This is a genomic window from Affinirhizobium lemnae (assembly GCF_022968395.1).
In the GTDB taxonomy this organism is placed as follows: Bacteria; Pseudomonadota; Alphaproteobacteria; order Rhizobiales; family Rhizobiaceae; genus Neorhizobium; species Neorhizobium lemnae.
This window is the reverse complement of sequence record NZ_JALJQZ010000031.1, coordinates 21,553-45,155: the sequence shown is the minus strand read 5'-3', so window position 1 is coordinate 45,155 and position 23,603 is coordinate 21,553. Positions and strand designations below refer to the sequence as shown.

General features: G+C 57.7%; 24 protein-coding genes. 10 read left to right on the top strand and 14 right to left on the bottom strand.

What is annotated here, in order from left to right; genetic code table 11:
• Positions 1–78 precede the first annotated feature (78 nt).
• The 5 genes from MUU53_RS17005 to MUU53_RS16985 all read right to left on the bottom strand — a co-directional run bounded on the left by MUU53_RS17005 (position 79) and on the right by MUU53_RS16985 (position 3,664).
• Positions 79–1,092 (bottom strand): LacI family DNA-binding transcriptional regulator, encoded by a 1,014-nt coding sequence (locus MUU53_RS17005; protein WP_247261968.1) that lies wholly within the window; start codon positions 1,090–1,092, stop codon positions 79–81.
• Between the two features lie 91 nt (positions 1,093–1,183).
• Complete coding sequence (locus tag MUU53_RS17000; protein WP_247261967.1) at positions 1,184–1,516, bottom strand: EthD domain-containing protein; 333 nt, start codon at positions 1,514–1,516, stop codon at positions 1,184–1,186.
• Entirely contained in the window at positions 1,513–2,400 is an 888-nt protein-coding gene (locus tag MUU53_RS16995; RefSeq protein WP_247261966.1) for an NAD(P)-dependent oxidoreductase, read from the bottom strand. The genes MUU53_RS17000 and MUU53_RS16995 overlap by 4 nt, the downstream gene beginning before the upstream one ends.
• A 2-nt stretch (positions 2,401–2,402) precedes the next feature.
• Positions 2,403–2,906, bottom strand: coding sequence for a gluconokinase (locus tag MUU53_RS16990; protein WP_247261965.1), 504 nt, complete (start codon positions 2,904–2,906; stop codon positions 2,403–2,405).
• Positions 2,906–3,664, bottom strand: a complete 759-nt coding sequence (locus MUU53_RS16985) for an SDR family oxidoreductase (protein WP_062556977.1) — start codon at positions 3,662–3,664, stop codon at positions 2,906–2,908. Before MUU53_RS16985 ends, MUU53_RS16990 begins: the two co-directional genes overlap by 1 nt.
• A gap of 98 nt (positions 3,665–3,762) precedes the next feature.
• On the opposite strand from MUU53_RS16985, the gene MUU53_RS16980 reads away from it, so the two are divergent.
• The 4 genes from MUU53_RS16980 (at position 3,763) to MUU53_RS16965 (ending at position 7,219) form a co-directional block, all read left to right on the top strand.
• Positions 3,763–4,710, top strand: coding sequence for a 2-hydroxyacid dehydrogenase (locus MUU53_RS16980; protein ID WP_247261964.1), 948 nt, complete (start codon positions 3,763–3,765; stop codon positions 4,708–4,710).
• Between the two features lie 12 nt (positions 4,711–4,722).
• The gene (locus MUU53_RS16975; RefSeq protein ID WP_247261963.1) at positions 4,723–5,754 is read left to right on the top strand and encodes an L-idonate 5-dehydrogenase; all 1,032 of its coding nucleotides are present in this window, start codon (positions 4,723–4,725) and stop codon (positions 5,752–5,754) included.
• Positions 5,755–5,789: 35 nt separating this feature from the next.
• Positions 5,790–6,680, top strand: coding sequence for an SMP-30/gluconolactonase/LRE family protein (locus MUU53_RS16970; RefSeq protein WP_247261962.1), 891 nt, complete (start codon positions 5,790–5,792; stop codon positions 6,678–6,680).
• 374 nt (positions 6,681–7,054) lie between these two features.
• Positions 7,055–7,219 (top strand): hypothetical protein, encoded by a 165-nt coding sequence (locus tag MUU53_RS16965; RefSeq protein WP_247261961.1) that lies wholly within the window; start codon positions 7,055–7,057, stop codon positions 7,217–7,219.
• 279 nt (positions 7,220–7,498) lie between these two features.
• Here the strand turns inward: MUU53_RS16965 and MUU53_RS16960 are convergent, their stop codons facing one another.
• From MUU53_RS16960 to bglB, 8 genes are all read right to left on the bottom strand, one after another.
• Complete coding sequence (locus MUU53_RS16960; RefSeq protein WP_247261960.1) at positions 7,499–8,494, bottom strand: MDR family oxidoreductase; 996 nt, start codon at positions 8,492–8,494, stop codon at positions 7,499–7,501.
• A gap of 75 nt (positions 8,495–8,569) precedes the next feature.
• The gene (locus MUU53_RS16955; RefSeq protein ID WP_247261959.1) at positions 8,570–9,673 is read right to left on the bottom strand and encodes an ABC transporter ATP-binding protein; all 1,104 of its coding nucleotides are present in this window, start codon (positions 9,671–9,673) and stop codon (positions 8,570–8,572) included.
• Between the two features lie 10 nt (positions 9,674–9,683).
• On the bottom strand, positions 9,684–10,736 hold the full coding sequence (locus MUU53_RS16950) for a carbohydrate ABC transporter permease (protein WP_247261958.1): 1,053 nt from the start codon (positions 10,734–10,736) through the stop codon (positions 9,684–9,686).
• Positions 10,736–11,689 carry a carbohydrate ABC transporter permease gene (locus tag MUU53_RS16945; RefSeq protein ID WP_244484841.1) on the bottom strand — a complete coding sequence of 318 codons (954 nt, stop codon included), beginning with the start codon at positions 11,687–11,689 and terminating at the stop codon, positions 10,736–10,738. The genes MUU53_RS16950 and MUU53_RS16945 overlap by 1 nt, the downstream gene beginning before the upstream one ends.
• A gap of 199 nt (positions 11,690–11,888) precedes the next feature.
• The gene (locus MUU53_RS16940; protein WP_247261957.1) at positions 11,889–13,151 is read right to left on the bottom strand and encodes an ABC transporter substrate-binding protein; all 1,263 of its coding nucleotides are present in this window, start codon (positions 13,149–13,151) and stop codon (positions 11,889–11,891) included.
• A gap of 47 nt (positions 13,152–13,198) precedes the next feature.
• A complete protein-coding gene (locus tag MUU53_RS16935) occupies positions 13,199–15,670 on the bottom strand; it encodes a hypothetical protein (RefSeq protein ID WP_247261956.1) in 2,472 nt (823 codons plus the stop codon).
• A complete protein-coding gene (gene kduI, locus MUU53_RS16930) occupies positions 15,667–16,503 on the bottom strand; it encodes a 5-dehydro-4-deoxy-D-glucuronate isomerase (protein ID WP_247261955.1) in 837 nt (278 codons plus the stop codon). Before kduI ends, MUU53_RS16935 begins: the two co-directional genes overlap by 4 nt.
• Positions 16,500–17,600, bottom strand: a complete 1,101-nt coding sequence (gene bglB / locus MUU53_RS16925; RefSeq protein WP_247261954.1) for a beta-galactosidase BglB — start codon at positions 17,598–17,600, stop codon at positions 16,500–16,502. Before bglB ends, kduI begins: the two co-directional genes overlap by 4 nt.
• Positions 17,601–17,718: 118 nt before the next feature.
• Between bglB and MUU53_RS16920 the strand changes: the two genes are divergently transcribed.
• The 6 genes from MUU53_RS16920 (at position 17,719) to minE (ending at position 22,653) form a co-directional block, all read left to right on the top strand.
• Positions 17,719–18,774, top strand: coding sequence for a LacI family DNA-binding transcriptional regulator (locus tag MUU53_RS16920; RefSeq protein WP_247261953.1), 1,056 nt, complete (start codon positions 17,719–17,721; stop codon positions 18,772–18,774).
• Positions 18,775–18,852: 78 nt separating this feature from the next.
• Positions 18,853–19,893 (top strand): dipeptidase, encoded by a 1,041-nt coding sequence (locus MUU53_RS16915; protein WP_247261952.1) that lies wholly within the window; start codon positions 18,853–18,855, stop codon positions 19,891–19,893.
• A gap of 176 nt (positions 19,894–20,069) precedes the next feature.
• Positions 20,070–20,216, top strand: a complete 147-nt coding sequence (locus MUU53_RS16910) for a DUF1127 domain-containing protein (RefSeq protein ID WP_247261951.1) — start codon at positions 20,070–20,072, stop codon at positions 20,214–20,216.
• A 568-nt stretch (positions 20,217–20,784) separates the two neighbouring features.
• The gene (minC, locus tag MUU53_RS16905; RefSeq protein ID WP_247261950.1) at positions 20,785–21,549 is read left to right on the top strand and encodes a septum site-determining protein MinC; all 765 of its coding nucleotides are present in this window, start codon (positions 20,785–20,787) and stop codon (positions 21,547–21,549) included.
• 31 nt (positions 21,550–21,580) lie between these two features.
• Entirely contained in the window at positions 21,581–22,396 is an 816-nt protein-coding gene (minD, locus tag MUU53_RS16900; RefSeq protein WP_062556958.1) for a septum site-determining protein MinD, read from the top strand.
• On the top strand, positions 22,393–22,653 hold the full coding sequence (gene minE, locus MUU53_RS16895) for a cell division topological specificity factor MinE (protein ID WP_062556957.1): 261 nt from the start codon (positions 22,393–22,395) through the stop codon (positions 22,651–22,653). Before minD ends, minE begins: the two co-directional genes overlap by 4 nt.
• A 52-nt stretch (positions 22,654–22,705) precedes the next feature.
• On the opposite strand, the gene MUU53_RS16890 is transcribed toward minE, so the two are convergent.
• Complete coding sequence (locus MUU53_RS16890; protein ID WP_247261949.1) at positions 22,706–23,602, bottom strand: amino acid ABC transporter substrate-binding protein; 897 nt, start codon at positions 23,600–23,602, stop codon at positions 22,706–22,708.
• Position 23,603 lies beyond the last annotated feature (1 nt).

The window sequence follows — 23,603 nt, the reverse complement described above, 5'->3', positions numbered from 1 at the left end:
CGATCTCCAAAATCAGCTTTGAATCCGATTTGCGCTCTTTTGGGAATCCCAATCCTTAAATCATCACCACGACCTAAATCAGCGGGTGCTTTCTCGAACGATTAGTTGAGGCTTGATGAGCACATCGCCCACATCCTGCTTGCCGTCGAGAATGTCCAGCAGCAGGGAGCCGGTCTTGCGTCCGATATCGCGCGCGTGCGCATCAATCGTGGTGAGTGTCGGCACACAAATGCTGCCGATTTCATAAGCACCAAAGCCGCCGATCGAGATATCCTCCGGCACGCGCATCCCCCGCCGCTGACATTCGGTCAAGGCACCGAAGGCGGAGAGATCCGACACGCAGATCACGGCTTCAGTATCAGGAAACTGCTCAAGAAGCCGCGCCATGGCATTGGCGCCTTCCCGCATGGAAATCGGCGGTGGGCCTGCTGCAATCAGCCGGGACGTATCGAGCCCGTGTTGGCGCATGGCCTCCAGAAAGCCCTGGCGTCTGTCGCTGCCGCGCGTATCGCGCCCCACATCGCCGCCGATGAAAGCGATACGGCTATAGCCTGTCCGAACGAGATGATCCACCATGCCGCGCACGACGCCGGCGTTCGAAAAGCCCACGAAGCGACCGATGGGCTCAGCGGGAACATCCCATGTTTCGATTACGGGAATGGGCGCGTTTTCCAGCAGTTTGCGGGCACGCGCGGTGTGTTTTCCGCCCGTCACCACAATGGCTTCCGGTTTACGACGCAGCAGTTGCTCGATCAGCCGCTCTTCTTCCTGCATGTCATAATTGGTATAACCGAGCAGGATCTGCATGTTGCGGGCGGCGAGCGTTTCGGAAAGACCGCCCACCGTATCGGCAAAGTTGGCATTGTTGATCGAAGGGATCGTGACGGCCACGAAATCGGTCTTCTGGGAGCGCAGGTTCGAAGCCGTGGCATCGAACACATAGCCCAGATCTTCTGCGGCCTTCAGGATGGCGTCCCGCGTTTCCTTGCTGATGAGGCTGTCCGTCTTGAACGCACGCGAAACCGTCATCGGCGAAACGCCCGTGACGCGCGCGATGTCCGCCATGGTGGGCGGTTTACGGATCTGGCTCATCAAACGCCTTTGTTATCGATACCATCCAACTAGAGCCTGTTTATTGAACCGGCGCAAGTGGAGGTGGCGGGTAAAACCGATGATCCGTCAATCAAAGCGGAAATTCGTTGGCCAGCGTCACGTGATGATGAATGCGGCCATCGAAGAAACGTGAGAGCACGCTTTCGGTCGCGGCCCGCGCTTCGGTTCGCACAGGACTTGCCAGCGCCTGTTCGACGGCTTCGATGCTGGGATAATTGACGGCGAGGATCATCGGGAATTCCGGCGCGCCATCATCTCTGGCTTCCGCGAAGGACACTCGCACATCAAGCGCACCTGGAAACTGCTTCCACTTCGGCAGGATTTCATCCATCACAGCGGTGCGAAAGGCTTCTGTCTGGCCTGGTTTTACAGTGCCTTCAAACAAGGCATAGCGCGTAATCATGGCGAAATCTCCCTCTTCGCTCCCGTGAAAAATTCCATCAGCGCCGCTTGATCTTCGCCGCCAAGCCCGGCAGCCGTCAGCATGCGGTGCACCTCCGCACACACGGCGGTTAATGGCATGGCGGTGTTGGTGCGGCGAGCGAGATCCTGCGCGCCGTTCAGATCTTTCACCATATTGTCGATGCGACCGGTGCGCCGATAATCCTTGGTCACGAAGCGCGGCATATATTCCTGCAGGATGGCGCTGTCAGCACGTCCGCCCTTGAGCGCCTGCGGAATCTTGGCAGCATCGACCCCGGCATCCAGCGCGAGTTGGGTCGCCTCGGCAACAGCCAGAAAGTTCAAGCCGCACAGGACCTGATTGATGAGCTTCGTCGTCTGGCCTGTCCCAACCGGCCCCATATGGGTGTAGTTGGAGGAAACATGGCAGAGAACCTTGTGGGCATCGCTCACATCCTGCTCTGTGCCGCCAGCCATCAGGGTCAACTGACCGATCAGGGCTTTCGGTGCGCCGCCGGAAAGCGGGCTATCCACCCAGCGCAAGGCCTTTTCAGCCGCCTCTGCCGCGAGTTCCCTGGTCGCTTCCGGGTCTATGGACGACATGTCGATGATAAGGGTGCCGGGAGCCGCGCCCGCGGCAACACCCTTGTCACCAAAAACCGCGAGCCGAACAATCTTTGGCGCGTTGAGGCTGAGGATGACGAAATCCGAAACGGACGCGGCTTCCGCCGCACTGGCAGCCCGCTTTGCGCCAAAGGCCTCCAGTGCTGCAATCTTGGCAGGATCGGGATCGAACACCGTCAATTGCTGACCCGTCTCGGCGAGGCGCTGACCGATCGCCCCACCCATTGCGCCTGCGCCGATCAGGGCGACCCGGTTGCTCATCGTCAGTTCCTTCCGATTTTGTTCAGAATGTCCTGGACCACCTCATCCAGAGGTTGCCCAATATCGGCATCGACAGACAGTTCGCCTTCTCCCGGCGGTTCCAGCGTCGCGAACTGATTATCCAGCAGCGAGGTTGGCATGAAATGTCCGGGACGATGCTTCATCCGCTCGGCAATCACCTCTTTCGCGCCTGTGAGATGAATGAAGAGGACAGGCTCTCCCGCCTTCTCGCGGATCAGATCGCGATAGGAGTGCTTGAGTGCAGAGCAGCCAATGAAGATCTCGCCCTTATGGTTGCCCAGCCGTTCGCCCACAGCGGCAAGCCAAGGCCAACGGTCTTCGTCGGTCAGCGGAATGCCCGCACTCATCTTTTCGATATTGCTTTCGGTGTGCAGGTCATCGCCGTCCACGTAAGGCGCGCCGGTCTTCTCCGAAAGAGCTGCGCCGACCGATGACTTGCCGGAGCCGGACACACCCATGATGACGAACTTCTGGATATCCGCCATCAGAGCGACACCGTGATTCCGCCATCCACATAGAGGATGTGACCATTGACGAAGGTGGAGGCGTCGGATGCCAGGAAGATGCAGGCGCCGACCAGTTCTTCTACTTTGCCCCAGCGTCCGGCAGGGGTGCGCTTTTCCAGCCAGGACGTGAAGGCCGGATCGCTGACCAGCGCTGCGTTCAGCGGGGTATCGAAATAGCCGGGTGCAATGGCATTGCATTGCAGGCCATACTTCGCCCAGTCCGTCGCCATGCCCTTTGTCAGGTTGCCCACGGCACCCTTGGTGGCAGTGTAAGGCGCGATGGAGGGGCGGGCCAGCGCCGTCTGCACACTGGCAATGTTGATGATCTTGCCACGGCCGCGCTTGATCATGTGGCGCGCAACGGCTTGGCCAACATGGAAAACGCTGGAGATATTTGTTTTCAGCAGCCGCTCGAAAGCGTCTTCCGGGAAGTCTTCCAAAGGACCGCGATGCTGCATGCCCGCATTGTTGACGAGCACATCGATGGCACCATGTTCAGCCTCGAAACGATCGATTGCCTCGCGCGCTGCGCCGTGGTCCGTAACGTCGAAGTTCAGAACCTGGACCGGCTTTGAAAACTGTTTTGCGGCTTCGGCAAGCTTTGCGGGATCGCGGCCATTCAACACGAGATCAGCTCCCGCATCTGCCATTCCCTTAGCCAGGGCAAAGCCAATTCCCTGCGACGAACCCGTGACAAGCGCCCGACGGCCCTTCAGATCAAAAAGTGCAAGCGACATGTTTTCCTCCCTCTTGCATCTCGACAACCGTCATCTTGTGCGTTTATGTTATCGATAACATCAAGTGTCAAGACGATTTTCGTGGAGGAATGTTAGCAATGGCGAAACCGCACATCCTGCAGGTTGGACCCTATCCGCAATGGGACGAGGAGCCTTTGAATGAGGCTTTTCAGGTGCACCGCTATTTTGAGGCCGAGGATAAGCAGGCATTTCTTTCACAGGTCGGTCCGCAGGTTCGCGGCATTGCGACTCGTGGAGAACTGGGCGCCAACAGGATCATGATCGAGGCTTGCCCGAACCTCGAAGTCATCTCCGTCTATGGTGTGGGCTATGATGCCGTGGATCTCGCGGTCTGCCGTGAGCGCGGTATCCGCGTTACCAACACGCCGGATGTGCTGACCAATGACGTGGCTGATCTGGGCATTGCCATGATGCTGGTACAATCGCGCGGCATCATCGGCGCGGAAACCTGGGTGAAGGATGGAAGTTGGGCCGCCAAGGGCCTCTATCCGCTTAAGCGCCGTGTCTGGGGCCGCAAGGCGGGTGTTCTGGGCCTTGGCCGTATCGGTTTTGAGGTGGCCAAGCGTCTCAAGGGCTTCGATATGGATATTGCCTATAGCGATGTATCTGCCAAGTCATACGCAGAAGGCATGGAGTTTGTGAGCGATCCGGTTGAACTGGCGCGGCGATCCGATTTCCTGTTCGTCACTTTGGCGGCATCTGCCGAGACACGGCACATTGTGGGCCGCGCTGTTATTGAGGCTCTTGGACCGGAAGGCATGCTGATCAATATTTCGCGTGCCTCGAATATTGATGAAGAGGCGCTTCTGGAGGCATTGGAAAACAGGCAACTCGGCTCGGCGGCGCTGGATGTTTTTGAGGGCGAGCCGAAGCTGAACCCGCGGTTCTTGGCACTCGATAATGTTCTGTTGCAGCCGCATCACGCATCTGGAACGGTGGAAACCCGCAAGGCCATGGGCCAGCTGGTTCGCGATAACCTGATGGCGCATTTTGATGGACGCGCCCTGCTGACGCCGGTGATTTGAGGAGACAGAACCATGAGAGCAATTGTTGCACACGCGGCGAAGGATCTGCGCATTGAAGAACACCCATCTGCAGCGCCCGGTCGAGGTGAGGTCAAACTGCGGCTGGCGACCGGCGGCGTCTGTGGCAGCGACCTTCACTATTATAATCACGGTGGGTTCGGCACGGTTCGCCTGAAGGAACCGATGATCCTTGGCCATGAAGTTTCCGCCTATGTCGAGGAACTGGGTGAGGGCGTGACCGGTCTTGAGATCGGCCAACTGGTGGCTGTTTCGCCGTCGCGGCCATGCCGCACCTGCCGCTACTGTCAGCAGGGGCTGCATAACCAGTGCCTGAACATGCGGTTCTACGGCAGCGCCATGCCTTTCCCGCATATTCAGGGTGCTTTCCGCGAGAGTCTGGTGGCAGATGCCATTCAGTGCGTTCCCGCTGACGGGCTGTCCGCGGGCGAAGCCGCGATGGCCGAGCCTCTGGCGGTCACGCTGCATGCAACGCGGCGGGCGGGCGAAATGCTGGGTAAGCGGGTGCTTGTCACGGGCTGTGGCCCGATTGGCCTGCTCTCCATTCTTGCGGCCAGACGTGCAGGTGCAGCGGAAATCGTGGCGGCGGATCTTTCCGATTTCACGCTTCAAATGGCAAAAGCCGCCGGTGCCGACCGGACCATCAACACAAAGGATGAGCCGGAGGCGCTCATCGCCTATTCCGCCGACAAGGGCACGTTCGATGTACTCTACGAGTGCTCGGGAGCGGCTGTTGCACTGGCGGGTGGCATCGCGGCTCTTCGTCCGCGTGGCGTCATTGTTCAGCTTGGCCTTGGCGGCGACATGAGCCTGCCGATGATGGCTATTACCGCAAAGGAACTGGAGCTGCGCGGCTCCTTCCGTTTCCACGAGGAATTTGCGGTGGGTGTCGGGCTGATGCAGAAGGGCCTTATCGACGTGAAGCCGCTGATCACCCATACGGTCGCGCTTGACGATGCGGTCTCGGCATTTGAGATCGCCTCGGATAGAAGCAAAGCCATGAAGGCACAGATCCGATTCTCTTGATCGAGGTCTGATAGAAGGGTTGGGAGGGTGAGTGCATGTCGTTTTTCGAGGTCGTCGAACCGGTATTTTCGCGCTTCGTGCTGGGGAATGCGCCGGTAAAGGAGATCGCGACCGGCTTCGACTGGGTGGAGGGACCGGTGTGGTTTGGAGACCTGAACTGCCTGCTGTTTTCCGATATACCCAACAACCGGATGATGCGCTGGATACCGGGCGTCGGAACATCGGTGTTCCGCGCTCCTTCCAACTATTCGAACGGCAATACACGAGACCGGGAGGGGCGCCTGATAACCTGCGAGCACCTGACGCGACGGGTGACCCGAACCGAGCGTGACGGATCGATCACCGTGTTGGCGGACAGTTATCAGGGCAAGCGGCTGAACTCTCCCAATGATATCATGGTCGCGTCCGATGGTGCTGTCTGGTTCACCGATCCGCATTACGGGATTGCGATGGACTACGAGGGTGAAAAGTCGGAGCAGGAACTGCCCTGCCATGTCTATCGCATCGATCCCAACGGTGAGATCAAGGCGGTTCTGACAGACTTCAACTGCCCAAACGGGCTCGCCTTCAGTCCGGATGAGAAGCGGCTCTATGTGGCAGATACCGGCCGCATGCATTCCGGTGACGCGCAACACATTCGCGCCTTCGATGTGGGGGAGAACTGGTCACTTTCTGGCGGTGAGGTGCTGCACAGCATCAAGCCCGGTTGTGCCGACGGTTTTCGGCTGGATACGGACGGCAATATCTGGTCTTCGGCGGCGGACGGGGTTCACTGCCTTTCGCCTGAAGGCCGGTTGCTCGGAAAGATCAAGATTCCGCAGGTTGTCTCGAATGTCTGCTTCGGTGGCAGGCACAGGCATGTGCTGTTCATTACGGCTTCGACCAGCGTCTATTCTGTTGCGCTGAACAGGCGCGGGGTGCTGTGAGGTCGCAAATCTATAAATGATTTGTTGACCATACATCGCTCCAATAGCGTCTCCGATCCGGCCATCATTGCGACCATTCAGGGATTGGGCCAGTTTGCCTGACACGCAATGGGACAAGGATCAGAGCACATGCAGGTTCGGGCGGCGATCGCTCGCTTACTGGCCTTAACTGTAGCGGCACCCGAGACCTTGGCTGCTGGCACTTGCCTGCAGAGAATTTCAAATCAATGTTGGGAGTCGATTTTTTTGAGTGGGTTTGCCTAGCTCGAGCCCGCCCGTACAGTTAAGAAATTCTGAGTAGCAACGCATTTCGCTCTTCTGGAACAATCCAGCGGGCTGGTCCGTTAGTGGGGCAAGATCAATGGAGGTGAGACATGGACAAGTCTTCTTCACCTGCTGCTCACAACGCGGCGAATGAACAAAAGACGAAGCAAGAGGATCATGGTGTGATCTCTGCCGGGAATGATGCTCACAAACGTGAAAATGCCAGTGAACCTCAAGCTGAAGAAGTTCGCGGGACGCGCCAGGAAAAGAGATAAACACAACCTGATCGCATGCGCTTTGTACGCCATCTCTCCGACCAGGATCTGTTGACAGAAGACTGGCGCACAACGTGACCAGAGTGGTCATTCAGAATGTCGGCGTTTGCCAAGAACAAAAATTCAGAATGATTGGAGCCTTTGATTAGATGAAATCGGGTCTTTCATTTAATTGCTAGCAGTCACCCGCCAGGCTATCATTTCGCCAAGAAAAAAGGAGTCAGACCATGAATGGAACAAGGTCAGGACCCTCCGACAGGCCTGTCTGGAACTGCGGATCTAGCGGTTAACATCTACGACGACGCGGCCCTGGATGCGTCCCGATACGATATCCTGCGCCAATTGCGGCAGGGCCGACATGGGCTCGATCCTTGTCATTTTGGCTAGATGCGTGCGATCAAGGTGGTCCGCCAAGGTCTTCCAGGCTCGCGCACGCTTTGGCATGGCTGTCATCACGGAATCGATACCGATCAAGGTGACGGCCCGCAGAATATGCGGCATCACGGTTGCCGGAAGGTCTGCACCTCCAGCCAGACCGCAGGCGGCGACAGCTCCGCCGTAAACGGTTTGTGCGAGGATGTTTGCCAGGGTGACAGAACCGACAGCATCGACCGCGCCAGTCCAGCGTTCCTTTTGCAACGCGCCACCTTTTTCACTCAGAGTTGCGCGATCAATGATGTTGCTCGCACCGAGATAGCGCAGATAATCATGCGTTTCCGGCCTGCCCGTCGAAGCCGTGACGCTGTAACCTTTGGCGGCGAGCAGGCTGATTGCGACCGAACCGACACCGCCCGCAGCCCCCGTGACCAGAACCTCGCCTTGGCCGGGACTGATCATGCCCCAATCTTCGAGCACATTGACGCAGAGTGCCGCAGTGTATCCAGCCGTGCCGATGGCCATCGTCTCTTCAAAGCTGAAGGCGTCTGGAAGCGGCATCAGCCATTCGGGTTTCAGGCGTTGGTATCGCGTATAGCCACCGGATTCGGTTTCGCTCAGTCCCCAACCGTTCACAATAACCTTATCGCCCGCTTTCCATACGGGGGAGCGCGATTCAACGACCGTACCCGACAGATCCAACCCTGCAATGAGCGGCGTGCGACGCGCAATGCGCCCCTTGCTCGTTATAGCCAGGCCGTCCTTGTAATTGACGGTCGAACAGGCAATCTCGACCAGAACGTCGTGATCCGGCAGGTCAGCCGTTGTGATCTCGCGAAATCCGGCTACCGGCTTTCCGTCTACCAGATCAATGACCATGGCGTTGAATCGATCTGTCATCCTGTCTCCTCCTCGCATTGCTAAAGCAGACAATATGCAGAGAAGCAGTCGGCTGACAAACGAAGCTTTCGCGTCTCAGACGAAGGTCGGGGAGTGGCCATCTTCCGTCTGAACGGTTGCGATCCGCAAGCCGCTCTGATCGAAAAGATGCAAGGGGGCATTGGCGTAGGAAAGATAGATCGTATCGCCCGTAGAAATGCGTCGTTGACCCGGAACGATGGCCAACAGTTTTGTTCCGAAAGCGGAAGCGTGAATGACGGTTTCTGAGCCCAGGGCCTCGACCAGTTGTACCTGAGCCGCAAATCCCGATTGATCATTCGACAGCGAGATGTGTTGCGGGCGAAGACCGACGGTGATCGGTGCGCCGGGAGCAACGCTCTGAGGAAGATGAAGCACATCACCTTGCGCTGTGCGCAGCATATGGGTGCCGTTGGAGCTTTCCAGCGCGCCTTCAATGAAGTTCATATGTGGTGCACCGATGAAGCCCGCGACAAATCGGTTTGCCGGTTGATTATAGAGATCGAGCGGCGTTCCAACCTGCTCAATGCGTCCCGCCCGCATGACCACGATCCGGTTTGCGAGTGTCATGGCTTCAACCTGATCATGGGTAACATAGATCATCGTCGATCTGAGGCGGGCATGAAGCGCTGCGATCTCGGCACGGGTCGAAACGCGCAGTTCCGCATCGAGGTTGGAGAGAGGCTCGTCGAGCAGGAAGGCCGTGGGACGACGCACAATGGCGCGACCGATGGCAACGCGCTGGCGTTGCCCGCCTGAGAGCTGGCCCGGACGGCGGTCCATGTACTGCTCGATTTCCAGCATTCGGGCCGCTTCACCGATACGTTGTGTGATCTCGGCCTTGGGCATGCCTGCATTTTCTAGACCGAAAGCGAGGTTCTGGCGCACTGTCATGTGCGGATAGAGCGCATAGGACTGGAATACCATAGCGAGACCACGATCTGCGGCCGAAACGTCATTGACGCGTTCGCCATTGATGGAGAGCTCCCCACCTGTGACTTTCTCCAGACCGGCTATGACGCGCAGAAGCGTGGACTTTCCGCAGCCGGATGGACCAACGAATACGATGAACTCACCTTCGTTGATCGCAAGGTTGATGTCGTGGAGGACATGCACGGCGCCATAGGACTTCTGGATGTTCGTGAGAGTGATGCTACCCATTTTGATAATCCTATTTCAGTCCGGAGCCGGCGATGCCGGTGGTAATGAAGCGCTGGAGGAAGATGAAGACAACGACGACAGGGATCATGGTGACAACCGTCATGGCGAGAATGTAATGCCACTGCACATTCAGCTCTCCCGCATAGATGCTAAGACCAACCTGCAGCGTGTAAAGCTCGCGCCTTGAAAGTACGATGAGCGGCCAGAGGAAGTCGTTCCAACGCCAGACGACGGAGAAGATGGCGAGAACTGCAAGCGCGGGGGCTGTCAGCGGCACGATGATGCGCCAGTAGATCTGCCACTCGGATGCCTTGTCCATGCGGGCGGCATCGATCAGTTCATCCGGTATGGTCAGCATATACTGTCGCAGGATGAAGACGCCTGTCGGCGTTGCAACGGTGGGCAAGATGACGCCCCACAGGCTGTTGAAGAGGCCGACTGTCGAGATGATCGAGTAGAGCGGAACGAGGATAACCGAGAGCGGCACCATCAGCGTGGCAAGGATCGTCAGCATAGCCAGATTTCGGCCTTTGAACTCGTATTTCGAGAGCGCGAAAGCAGCCATGGAATTGACGATGAGGGTGATCAGTGTGGCCGTCACGGTTACGAAGACAGAATTCCACAGGTAGCGGAAGAAATCGAACTGCATGAAGGGCTGCGTATAGTTTTCTGTGGCGAAGAAAACTTCTCGCACGGGCTGCCGATCACCGATGTTCACCTTGATGACTTCGCCCGGTGCCTTCGGGTCGACCATCTGGCTGACAATGCCGATCCGGCGCACCTCTGCCAGAACCCGTGTCGAGCCATCCGGCATCTTAGCATTGTAAAGCATCAACGGCTTTTCATAGCCTTCAACCTTCACCTGCTGGGTGACATAGGGGAGAATGCTGGGCGGAAATTCCGCAAGCCCTTGCGGTGTCTTGAAAGAGGAGAAGGCAAGCCAGACGGCAGGCCCGAACATGATGAACAGGCCACCGATCAACCAGACCCAGGTCACGATATCGGTCCAGTGCCAGCCCTTGCCACCCTTGCGGCGCGTAAGAAAGCGGATCGCGGCGCTCATCAGCGTTTCCCCTTGTTTTCATTCTTGCGGCCAATGCCGAGTTGCACGAGTGTCAGCACGACCAGAACAAGCCCCATGAGGATGGATGCTGCCGCGGCAAGGCCTGCATTGCGGGGTTGCGAGACGAAACCGGTTTCATAAATATACTGCGTCAGGAACAGCGTGCTGGTGCCGGGGCCGCCACCGGTCAGAACGAAGACCTCGTCAAAGACCTGCACGGCGCGAATGAGTGCGAGCACGACGACGACCAGAAGGTTCGGCATCAGGAGCGGCAGCGTGATGCGCCAGAAGATGCGGGCTGGTTTCGTGCCATCCATTTCCGCAGCTTCGTAGAGATCTTTCGGAATCGCCTGGAGCCCTGCGAGAAGGATCAGCGTGTAGAAGCCCATATGCGCCCAGATCGAAACACCAACCGCCGCAGCAAATGCGAAGGTACGGTCCGACAACCAGGTATAGGGCTCGAAACCCATGGGATAGAGGGCGAAATTCAGAAGCCCTTGCCGTTGCAGGATCCATTTCCAGATCAGGCCGACGACCACCGGCGACAAAAGGACCGGAAAGAAGAACACCGCACGCCAGAAGGAACGTGCCATCAGTTCCCGGTTGAGGATCAGCGCTGTGATGAGCGAGAACAGGATCAGCAGCGTAACTTGCAGAACGACAAACCAGAAGGTGTTGCCGACAGCCGTCCAGAACGCATCTTCCTGGCAGGACATCGGATCCAGATAGCTTTTGCAGTCGAAAAGCTTTGCGTATTGATCTGTTCCGACAAAACTTCTCTCTGACAGGAACAGTGCGGAGCCGCCGGTCATCGAGTAGATGAGGTTTATGATGATTGGCAGCAGAACGAAGACGCCGAAGATGAGCATGTTCGGCGCGAGAAAGAACGCGGCCATGCCACCTATGCCGGCGCGCTTTTGCAGCAGGCGCAGCGGTCGGTCGGCCAATCCCATGATGAAGTGGACGGGCGCAAGCACGACGGACGACCAGTCTGTTTTCGGCTTGAGCTGCCCGGTTCGCGGCGGCGTATGGGAAGGCGAAGACATGGCGTCATTCCTCTTGCGCTGATTTTGCCCGGCTATCGATGCCCGACCGAGAAACGGCCGCCGCCTCTCGTGGCGGCAGCGGCCGTGATTTCACCTGATTGAACGATCAGAGACTGGATGCCTTGACCTTTTCCGCGACATCGCTGTCGATGCGGGTGAAGGCATCTTCCTTCGACATCTCACCGGCCACCGCCTGGGCTGTGCGGGTGACCACGGCGCCGTACATGGTGTCGGACCAGCGCCAGCCGGGCATTTTGTTGGCAAGGTCGGACGTGGTCTTGGTCGCGTTGACGAAGGTGTTCAAGGCTTCCTTGACCAGAGCGCTATCGGTCTTGAAGTTGACGCCCTCGGCAATCACGCCCTTATGCGCAGGCAGGAACAGGGTACGCTCAGAGAATTCCTTCACGATGTCCTTGCGCGCCAGATAGTCCATGACCTTGGCGACTTCCTTGGCGTTTTTGGTATACTTCACAGCAACAAGTGCTGCGCCACCAGGAAGGCCTGTGCAGGCCGCCGGACCGCAGGGACTTCCCGTCGCAACCCAATCGAAATTGGTGCCGATCTTCTTCGCGAAATTCGGGACCTGCCACGAGCCTGCATAATAGAATGCGACTTGACCGTTGATGAAGTCATCCGCAGCAGCGCGATAGGATTGTCCAGCGGCCGAGACCCAGACGTCCTTCGACATCGTGCCGTCCTTTGACCAATCCACGAACTTGCCGAGGAAGCCCTTTGCGCCAGCGTCGAGCGGAGCAGGCTTGCCGTCCTTGCCGATGTAGTTGGCGCCGTTGGAAATGGCCGGGCCGGTGATGCGGTGACCCGAACGGTCCATCGCCATCGGATAGGGGATTTGCTGGCTCTGCGCGACCTTCTTCGCCGCCGCTGCCCACTCGTCCCACGTCGCCTTGGGGCCTGGAAGCGGGACATTGGCCTGCTCGAAAAGGGTCTTGTTGGCGAAGCCGCCGGTCAGCGTCAGCTGCGTCATGAAGCCGGAAATCTGGTTGGAGCCGTCCGGCCGCATCCAGTCTGCATTGGCGCCGAAGTTTTCGTCCCAGTATTTTGCATCCGCCACCAGCGGGCGCAGATCCAGCCAGTGCTTCGCCAGATCCTTGATGGCGGTCACGCGGGCGATATCCGGGCCGTTGCCGGCTTCCAGCTGAACCGGGAGCTGCTCCTTGATGACGCTGTAGGCGACATTATCAACGATAACGTTGATGCCGGGGTTCTCCTTCATGAACCTGTTGACGAGATCCTGAAAGACTTCTCCCTCGATACCATCCGAATACCACATGATGCGGACATCGCCCGCATGGGCCGTGCTGGCCAGCAGCGCAAAAGCGGATGCTGCAAAAAGCGACTTCAATGCCATTGTCTTTCCTCCTCCGATTGGGCAGATCCTCCATCCGCCCGGCTTGTTTACAGGTCGATCGCTTGGCCCTTTACGGTGTAATCCTCGCGACGAAGTGTTCTGCCTTCCGCCTCGACCGAGCCGTCGGCCAGGAACCGGACAGGCCCGTAATCAGGGTCGTTGACGGTGAATATTCCATCATTCTCAACCATCGCCAAGTCGCCATACCGCGCCTCGGCCTCCGTCAATCCGTCGCCTTCGCAGAGACGGACGATCCAGCGCGTCTTGCGCCCTGGAATACGAAGCTCCGCGCCTGCGGACGGGCCTTCATGGACCTGCGACAGCGTATCGCTCGCGATCAGAAGTGCTATGCCTCGACCGCTGCGGGCGATGGCTTTGTTTCCAGCAATCTTGACGTCGTCGAATTCGGCCTTCGGGAACCACGCATGGGAGAAGTCAGGTTGCTCCTCATGCACGTCGAAATCGACAACAGCCAGACCGCGGTACTGCTGCACCCTGGGTACCGAGCCGCAACCACCCCAGTAGGATGGACGCCCGTAGCCGAGCTGGATGATTTCACCGGGATGGTTGATCCAGATCGCTGCCTCGGGCTTTTCGCCGATACGTAGGTGCAGAACGGTTTCCTGATAGCCCCAGTCCTTCCAGCGGTAGTGGACTGCGGAACCCATCGCATAGTGCTCGCCCTTGTAGTGGTAGAGCGCGGCAAAACTATCCTGACCCTGTGCAAAGCGCCATTCCTGATGCTTGGCACGACGGTGGCTGGCGATGGCTACCAGTTCTTCAGGCACCACGAGGCCATGATCCCGAAGGCAGACGGCGAGTTGAGACAGCGCATGAACGCGGCGTCCATACCAGCCCTTGCCCCAGAGGAGACGCGCAACCGCAGAAAGCTCCAGCGAGCGACCGGCGCAGAGCGTGTGTTCGTAGGAGCGGCCCTGTGCTGCCGTCAGCATGCCATGATGGGCGGAGCGAGCCACGATCTCGCACAGCCGGATGATGCCAGCCTTGGCGCGGTCCGCGATATCCTTGTCCGGCGAAAGTGCTGCCAGCGCTGTCAGGCCCTTCAGATCGATCGGGAAATAGGGTGCGGAGTTGAACTCGGCCATTTCCCAGTGTTCGAAATGGTCGAGCCATGCACGCACCCGCTCCGCCCCGATTCTCGCTTGTTCGGAACCCTTGCGGCCAGACCGCACGAAGGTCGCTTCCGGCAGCAGATGTCCTGCCAGATAGCAGGAAGTGTGGAAGAGCAGCGCGTGGTTTTCGGAGAAATACCACTGAACGTCGTTGCCTGGCTCATCCATCCAGTACCGGTAATTGAGGATGGCGCCGTCGATACGATCGCGTGTCTTCTGGTTGATATCCTTGCCCCAGACGGTGCGCGACCAGATGAGCGGGACCAGCGAGAAATCGGCGCAATCATGGCAATCTTCGATGGAGGGCAGGATCTCCTCGATCATTGCATCGGTATCGCTCCCGGCGCGACCGCTTGCCAGCCGTGCGAAAGCGCGCACCGTATCGCGCTCGGAGTGCTCGGAAACTTCGGTTAACGTCTCGACGATGCGTTCCTGAAGCGAAGCCGGAGCCTGACCCTGGCGCTCCGCATGGCAAATCTCCACCCCAAGCGGGCGCGCCGCGACAAAGCCGCCAGCATCCAGCCTGATGCGGAAATGGCGGAAATCCGCCGGTGCGCTTTCTGCGGAGCCGAGATTGAGGCTCGTTGCGCCAGCGGGCAGCTTGAAATCATGATCGAAGCGCTCACGCGACATGAAATCGCCTTCGACCGCGACATTTACCTCGACGGCAACGGGCAGCGGCTTGGCGAATAGAAGCGTGATATCACCGCTGAAATAGGCGGGGCGATCAAGATGCATGCCTTCCAGTGCGTTCTCGATACTTTCGGCAACAGAGCCTTCCACCGGGACCGGGATCGCGATCTTCGCGGCCGGTCCGGCCAGATAGTCGAACTGATAGAAGTAGCGCGCGTCGCGTTCCGCAAGATCATCGAAAAACAGCGTAATCTCGTTCAGCCCGGGCTTGAGGTCGAGTTCAAACTCCTGCTTCGTTTCCAGATTGCGGCCATAGGGTGCCATCCATCCGGCTTCCTGACCGTTCAGGAAAAGGACCGCGCCGCCGCAGGTGCCGAGACGAATACGAGCGGTCCCTGCTTCGCTGACCTCGAGATAGGTGCGGGCCCAGGTTGCCAGACGCGTGGGACGGAACCAGAAACCGGACAGATCGACACGCGGAGAACCAAACGGCAGCCACCACTGCTTTGCCTCGAACGACCCACGCACATCCGGTCGTTTGCCGCGATAGGTTTCTGCAAAGATGGTGCGGCACGGATATTCGTGCGGAATGAAGTTCTTGTGCTTGGTCAGGAAGAAGAAGGGGTCCATCTCGCCCTTCATCGGCTGATCGACTACGTCGAAGCGGTCTTCCATCGTCGCGCCGAGCTGCCAGTACCGCACCGGTTCGCCCGCGTTCAAGGTCTTGTGCATGTAGTTCTGTTCTGTCGTCATTTCAGATCCGCCACGGCCACCGGGGCCACATCGTTGTATTCCTGGTTCTCGCCGGTCATGCCCCAGACAAAGGCATAGGAGCCTGTGCCTGCGCCCATGTGGATGGACCATGCCGGAGAAAGAACTGCATCGCCGTTTGCTACAATGAGATTACGCGTTTCGTCCGGCCTTCCCATCAGGTGGATGACGCGATCCTCCGCTGCCATGTCGAAGTAGCAATAGGCTTCCATCCGCCGTTCATGCAGGTGCGGCGGCATGGTATTCCACACGCTGCCTTCAGCCAGATCCGTGATGCCCATCAAAAGCAGGCAAGACGGAGCAACCTGCGGATGGATATACATGCGCAGGTTTCGCTTGTTGGAGCGCTTCTGATCGCCCAGTTCGAGCAGCTTTGACTCTTCCCGCTTGATCAGGCGATGCGGGAAATCGGCACTCGCCGGGACGGAGTTCATGTAGAAGCGTGCGGGCTCATCGGAACTGTTCGATTGAACGGTAATGGTCTGTGCGCCTCGGCCCACATAGAGCACATCGCGGTTGCCGAGCTCATAGGTCTCGCCGTCGACGGTCACGCTGCCCGCACCGCCGAGATTGGCAATGCCCATCTCTCGTGCGGAAAGAAGATAGGGTGTTCCAATATCTTCGCCTGACCCGAAGGTGAGGGGAGATGTTGTCGGAACCGCGCCGCCAAGGATCAACCGATCGACATGGGTGTAGACAAACGTTGCCTGACCCAGCTGAAACAGATCCTCGACAAGAAACGCATCGCGCAGTTTTTGTGTATCGTAGCTTTTTATATCTGCCGGAGCGGCACCGTAGAGAACGCGCATGGTCATGCCGCCACCTCGGAAGCATTCACATGGTTGAGGGCTTCCGACAGGCAAAGGATTGAGAGGGCTTGCCCATAGCCGGTCGGCTGTATCGGAATGTCCTTGTAGAACTGAAGATCATGGCCCATGCGAGTGCCATAGGACACGTTGAGTACGGTTCCGTTTGCATCGATGTTGCGAAGGACGAACTCGACGGCCCGGAGGCCTGCTGTTTTCCAGCGCTCGTCTCCATATCCCAGGCGATAGGCTTTCAGCAGGCCGTAGCCAATCCCCGCAGTGGCCGAGGTTTCCTCGTAAGATGTCGGGTCGTCCAGCAGGGTGCGCCAGGCGCCGCTCTCGGCTTGCAGGGGAAGCAGGGCGTTCACCTGGGCCGTCAATACGCCGAGAAGGAAGTCCCGCACCGACGTGGGGAGTTCGGCCAGATCGAAAAGATCGAGAATACCAGCTGTAATCCACGCATTGCCACGCGCCCAGCGTGCGCGGGCGAAGTTGTGGCGCCCATTGAAAGTCCAGCCATGGAACCACAGGCCGGTTTCCGGATCTGAAAGATAGCGCGCATGTACGAGGAACTGGCGCGCTGCTTCATCGACCAGTTCCATCCGGCCACTCGCCTGCCCATAGGAGGCCAGGAACAGTGCAACCATATAAAGCGTGTCGTCCCACAACTCGTCATCGTTCACCTTGTCGGAGACGTGGTGTTCGAATGCGCCTTCTTGGGTGCGACCCATCTCGGTGATGACGCGGCTCGCCCAGGTGTCCAGCGTCTCTTTCCAGCGGTCATCCTGCGTTTCGCGCCAGAGCACGGAAAGGCCAAGCATCGGCGCCGTCGTATTGACGTTCAGCTTTGGCAGGCCGGCGGCCAGCCGCCGCACATACCAACCCTCGATTAGGGCCTTCAGGTCATCCCGACCCGTGAACTGCCAAAGGCGAATGATACCATAGAGCCCAACGCCCTGCGGCCATTCCCAGCTATCGAATGAAATGTAATCTCCTGCCGTGCCGTCAAGGTTCGGCTCGTGAAAACGACCGTCGTTTTTCAGGCCAGTTATCCCGGCAACAAGCCGATCGAGATTGGCAAGAATGGTATCGCCATTCAGGGCCATGGTGTCCTCCTGCGTCCGCCTCTCCCAAGGCGTCATGTATGAGCAAGAAGAAATCATTACGAAAATCATTGCGCAAGCTGAAAATTTTTTGCAATTTGCTGCAAACGCGAGAAAAGCCATGACCAGTCGACCCTTGCCCGGAAAACGGGCTACGAAATCCAGGCGGATAAAACTGGAAGACGTCGCAGCGGCAAGCGGCGTGTCGATCAGTACCGCTTCACGTGCGCTGGCAGGCGAGAAAGGCGTGAAACCGGAGATACGTGAAAAGGTTCTGGCCGCTGCCAAACAGGTGAATTACACGCTTCCTGTTGCGCTCTCCGGCCGCAAGATCGTGCTGGCGGCATCGAGCGCCGCAATGATCGATTATGTGCGAAACCAGTTCACGCTCTACGTGCTTGAGGGACTGCGCGAGCGTGCCGAGGCGCTCAATCTGGAGATCGTGACTCGTCCTATCGCAGACAAGGCGGACGAAACCCAGATGCTGAAGGAAGCGCGGGAAGACCCCGAAACCGCGGGTCTTCTGTTTCTGACGGTGGACGACGAGGCCATGCTGGCGGCGACCCGTGATTTTCCGAAACCGGTGGTCCTGCTGAACGGACATGATCCTCTGATGCGTCTTTCCAGCGTGACGCCTTGCAATCGCTCCGCCGCAAGGCTGGCCACAGAACATCTGATTCAGTTGGGGCACAAGCGAATCCTCTTTCTGATGCGCCCCGGAAGACGGACGATTCTGCACCGTTGCGACGGCTGGCAGGATGCGCTGAAGGCTCATCAGCTGGTTGCTGACCAGGATCTGATCATCTCGGTCGATGACTGGCTTCCGGAGTTGGCGGCAAGGGCAATCGAAGAACGCATACGGGACAGGGGGCTGGATTTTTCCGCGATCGTGACGGCAGGCGATAGCCTTGCGGTCGGCGCCATCATGGGTGTTCAAAAAGCGGGCTTCACGGTGCCGGACGATGTGTCGGTTGTCGGCATGGACGATCTGCCTCAGGCTTCTTTCGTCAATCCACCGCTGACGACAATGCATCTGCCGATGCGAGAGATCGGTTCGGCTGCTCTCGACCTGATCAGCGACAGTATGGCGGGCAGGATCAACCCTGCTCGGCGCGTCGAACTGGCCTGTCATCTGGTAGAGCGTTCATCGACCGCACCCGCAAAGGTCTACCTGTGAAAGCTGCCAATTTGCCCTGAGCGGCTGGCTGGCGTAGGACTGGGTTGAACAGCTCGATATGTTTTACTGGAATGCATCATGCCCGAACTCTCACTTGTTCCGATCATAGACGGTCATAACGACGTTCTGCTGCGCATGATGCAGCCGGGCCAAGACGATCCCGTTGCCGGGTTTCTGGAAGGCGAGGGAAGGGGGCATATCGATCTGCCGCGCGCCAAAGCTGGCGGTCTGGCAGGAGGGCTTTTTGCCATCTTCGTTCCCTCCCCGCATCATAAGCCAGATGCCGAGGGAAATTTTGTTGCACCGGAACAGGCCTCCGCCCTGAACCAGACTTTGGCAATGGCCCGCAAACTTTTCGAACTGGAAGCCCGTTCACAGGGCCAGATCAAGGTCTGTCGCAATGCAAGCGAATTGCAGGCCTGTATTGAGCAGTCGATTTTTGCGCCGGTTCTTCATATCGAAGGTGCCGAGGGCATAGGTGAGGACCTCGATGCGCTTCACGTGCTTCATCAGGCCGGTTTGCGAAGCCTGGGGCCCGTCTGGAGCAGACCCAATATATTCGCTCACGGTGTTCCCTTCCGGGTGCCCCATTCTCCCGACATCGGGCCAGGACTGACGCAGGCAGGGCGCGCTCTTGTTCGCGTCTGCAATGATCTCAAGATCCTGATCGACCTCTCGCACATGAACGAACAGGGTTTCTGGGACATTGCAAGACTTACGGATGCTCCGCTCGTGGCGACACACTCCAATGCACATGCGCTCAGTCCGCACAGCCGGAACCTGACGGACCGCCAGCTTGATGCGATCGGCGAAAGCAAGGGCCTTGTTGGTATCAATTATGGAGTTCTGTTCCTCCGGGACGATGGGGTACGGAACCTCGATACTCCTTTGCAGATCGTCGTGGACCACATTCGCTACATTGCTGACCGCATAGGAATCGAGCGTGTAGCGCTGGGTTCCGATTTTGACGGAACGACTGTTCCCAATGAACTGAAGGATGCTGCTGGCTTGCCGCGTCTGATCGAGCTTATGCGGCAAAACGGTTTCGATCAGATTTCGATCGAGCGGATTGCCTATCGCAACTGGATTGATGTGCTTGCTCGTACCTGGGGCAACTGAGTGGCAGCCTTGCGTTTTGTCATTAGTAATTTGGAAACCAATGCATTTAGTGCATGGGTGACATGAAGTCTTGTCTCTGCAAGTTCGGCGGGTGCGGGACTATATGGAGCTCATCGAAACGACGCCGGAACTGATCTAGTTGCTGACGTCACCAAGACCTCAGAAAGGCGAAGAAAATGAACGTAGCACGCTCCTTCAACAACTGGCGTAAGTACCGCAAGACTGTCAACGAACTCGCTCGCATGTCGAGCCGTGAGCTCTCTGACATGGGCATCTCTCGCTCTGAGATCGAAGCTGTTGCTCGCGGTGCCGTGTCGCGCTAATCTTTTAGCTGATCGTAAGTCGCAACGCCCGCCTCAAGCGGGCGTTTTGCATTTTGCAGCTTATGCCGCATCGCATTTATGCATAGCTGCACTGCAACATAAGCGCCTCCACTTCTCTATGGATTCGCTAATCTATTTCCATCGAGACGACGCATCCTCCTCCCGCGAAGTTTTGATATGAGGCCAACTCCTCATCCTCCCAAAGTTGGCTTGTAAGAACAACAGCAACTCCTCCTCCCACGCTGTTGTTCGATCATTTTCGGAAAGCCTGCCGCACTTCTTCCCGCGGCAGGCTTTTTTGCTTTGTGGGATTTTCTCGTAATGGTTGGGTGCTTCTGCACTTGCACTATATTAACAATTAGTGATGATCGTTTTGTCAATCTGGCACGGCAATCGACTGACGGCGCAAGTTTGGCAAAAGTTTCGTCTGGCTAAAAAAGATCAACAATTCAGGTACGATCTCTGCAGACCGTATGCGCTTGCGATACGGGGCGGGAGACTGTTTTCCGTCGTTAACTCTTTGTTAACTATGTAACCGCTATCAGAAATCAACCATTCGTTAACGAAGATGACCAAAGTGCAAACAAATTCACGCTCGATCAGGATCAAGGGACGCTCGTTTCTCGCCGTTGTTCTGACGCCTGACCTGCCCCTCGATCAGTGGCTGGAGAGATTGGATGATCTTGCCGCACGTTCTGCTGGTTTCTTCTTGGGTCGGCCGGTCGTGCTCGATGTCTCCGATCTGCAGATCGATCGGCAGCAACTCGGCGAATGTCTTGCCCATCTGGCGCAGCGCAACGTCAGCATAATGGGTATTGAAGGCGCGCGCCACTCGATGATCTCACCGGGGATGCCGCCAGTTCTGAAAGGCGGCCGTCCGGCGGGCGATGTCGATGTCGCATCCGTTGAACCGGTGGCAGTCGCTGCGCAGTCCGTTGCTCACGATGCTGGCGAAACCCTGCAGGAGCCGCAGGCAACTGTGCTGCAGGCGCCCCGCTCCACCTTGCAATCGCTGCTCATCAACGAGCCCGTAAGGTCCGGACAATCTATCATCTTTACGGAAGGGGACGTCACGATCGTCGGCTCCGTTGCCTCCGGCGCTGAGGTCATCGCGGGCGGATCGGTGCATGTTTACGGCACTCTTCGTGGACGGGCCATGGCCGGGTCCGTCGGTAATTCGCAGGCGCGCATATTCTGCCGCAAACTCGAAGCCGAGCTGATCGCGATCGATGGAATTTACAAGATGGCCGAGGATCTGCCTACGGACCTGCTTGGACAACCCGTGCAGGTCTGGCTCGAAGGAGATGCAATCGTTGCCGGAAAAGTCAATTGAGCTGCACCAAGCTCACGAACAGGAGAGAAAGATGGGGAAGGTAATCGTCGTTACGTCAGGCAAGGGCGGGGTCGGCAAGACAACCTCCACAGCTGCTTTGGGTGCTGCACTTGCCCAGCGCAATGAGAAGGTCGTCGTCGTGGACTTCGATGTAGGCCTGCGCAACCTGGATCTGGTCATGGGTGCCGAGCGCCGGGTCGTCTACGATCTCGTCAACGTCATTCAGGGCGATGCGAAGCTGACACAGGCGCTCATTCGCGACAAGCGGATTGAAAACCTGTTCCTGCTGCCTGCCTCCCAGACGCGCGACAAGGACAATCTGACGCCGGAAGGCGTCGAGTGGGTCATCAACGAACTCAAGCGCTACTTCGATTGGGTCATCTGCGACAGCCCCGCGGGCATCGAGCGCGGTGCGACACTTGCCATGCGCCATGCGGATGTGGCCGTGGTCGTCACCAATCCCGAGGTCTCGTCGGTGCGCGATTCCGACCGTATCATTGGTCTCCTGGACTCCAAGACGGTCAAGGCGGAGCGGGGCGAGCGTATGGAGAAGCATCTTCTTCTGACCCGTTTCGACCAGAACCGCGCCGCACGCGGCGACATGCTGAAGGTCGAGGACGTGCTGGAAATTCTCTCCATCCCGCTGCTCGGCATCATTCCGGAAAGCATGGACGTGTTGAAGGCTTCCAACATCGGCGCTCCGGTAACGATCGCTGATGCGAAGTCCGCTCCTGCCCAGGCCTATTTCGAAGCGGCCCGCCGTCTGGCCGGTGAAGACATTCCTGTCACCATGCCGGAAGAAAAGCGTGGTCTGTTCGGCAAGATCTTCTCGCGGAGGGCTGCATGAATATTTTCCGGCTTTTCAACAAGCAGAGATCCGCGCCTTTGGCGCGCGAGAGACTGCAGGTCCTGTTGGCGCATGAGCGTGTCGCGACAGGTAATGATCTCGTAGCCGTCTTGCGTGAGGAAATTCTTGCGGTGATCGCCAAGCATGTTGAACTCGACAGCGAACGCGTTCACGTGAAAATGGATCGCGATGAGCGGTTTTCCATTCTGGAGATCGACGTGGAAATTCCTTTGGAGGCAAAGCTCGAAGCGGCCTGAAGGCGAGTTTCAATGTAAAGTGTCGGCGCGGATTATCTCAGCGCCGACCTGCTCATTGAGTAGCAAATGATGCTTTGAGTTCGTCACTCATCGGTAGGTTAAGTCCTTTCGGTGATCCCTCGAAGGGCTGCATGAACCAGCGATCATACATCTCTTGCATCTGCGGGCTGCGATAGACACTGCGGAGGGCGGTCGCTGCAAGCTCCGCAAATTGTGGATCACTGATTCGTGTCATAAAGCCGTAGGGTTGCGGTTCGGAGATAGCCTCCGCGCTCACCACATAATCATCCGGGTTTCCTGTCTGGGATATCAAGTTGCGGATCAAGACATCGTCCATCGCGAATGCCGAGACACGTCCCGATTTTACAAGTTCAAAGGCTTCGCGAACTTCGTTTACTGGCACCGAGACAAGCCCGAGCTTCCTCTCGCGAGACAGTTGCAAAATCTGGCTTACGTTAACTGTTCCAAGAACGACGGCAACGCTCTTCCCTCTCAGATCATCGATCCTGTTGATATTGTTGCGCGCGAGCGAAACGACCTTCGTCTGGGCTATGAAATGGGGCGGAGTAAAGAATACCGCCTTGCGGCGTTCCGCAATGTTGGTACTTGCATTGCACTCGATGTCTATCCCTCCGTCATTTAACGATTGGATGCGATTTGCGGGTGTGCGCTGCACCAGTTCTACAGACAGTTCAGGGAGATCCAGCATGGTCTGTATTTTTGCGGCCATGGCTTTGCACAGATCTATTGAATAGCCAACGACGTCACCTGAACTGGTCCTGTAGGAGAACGGTTGAGCCAATCCATAACCGACTCGCAGGACCCGTGTCTCCTTCAATCGTTCTATGGTCGAGCCATTTAAGCTCAAATCTGTCTCAGCGAATGCGAGAGTTGATTGCAATATCAACATGATGACGGCCAAAAGCCGTTCGAAGACCATCCTCAACATT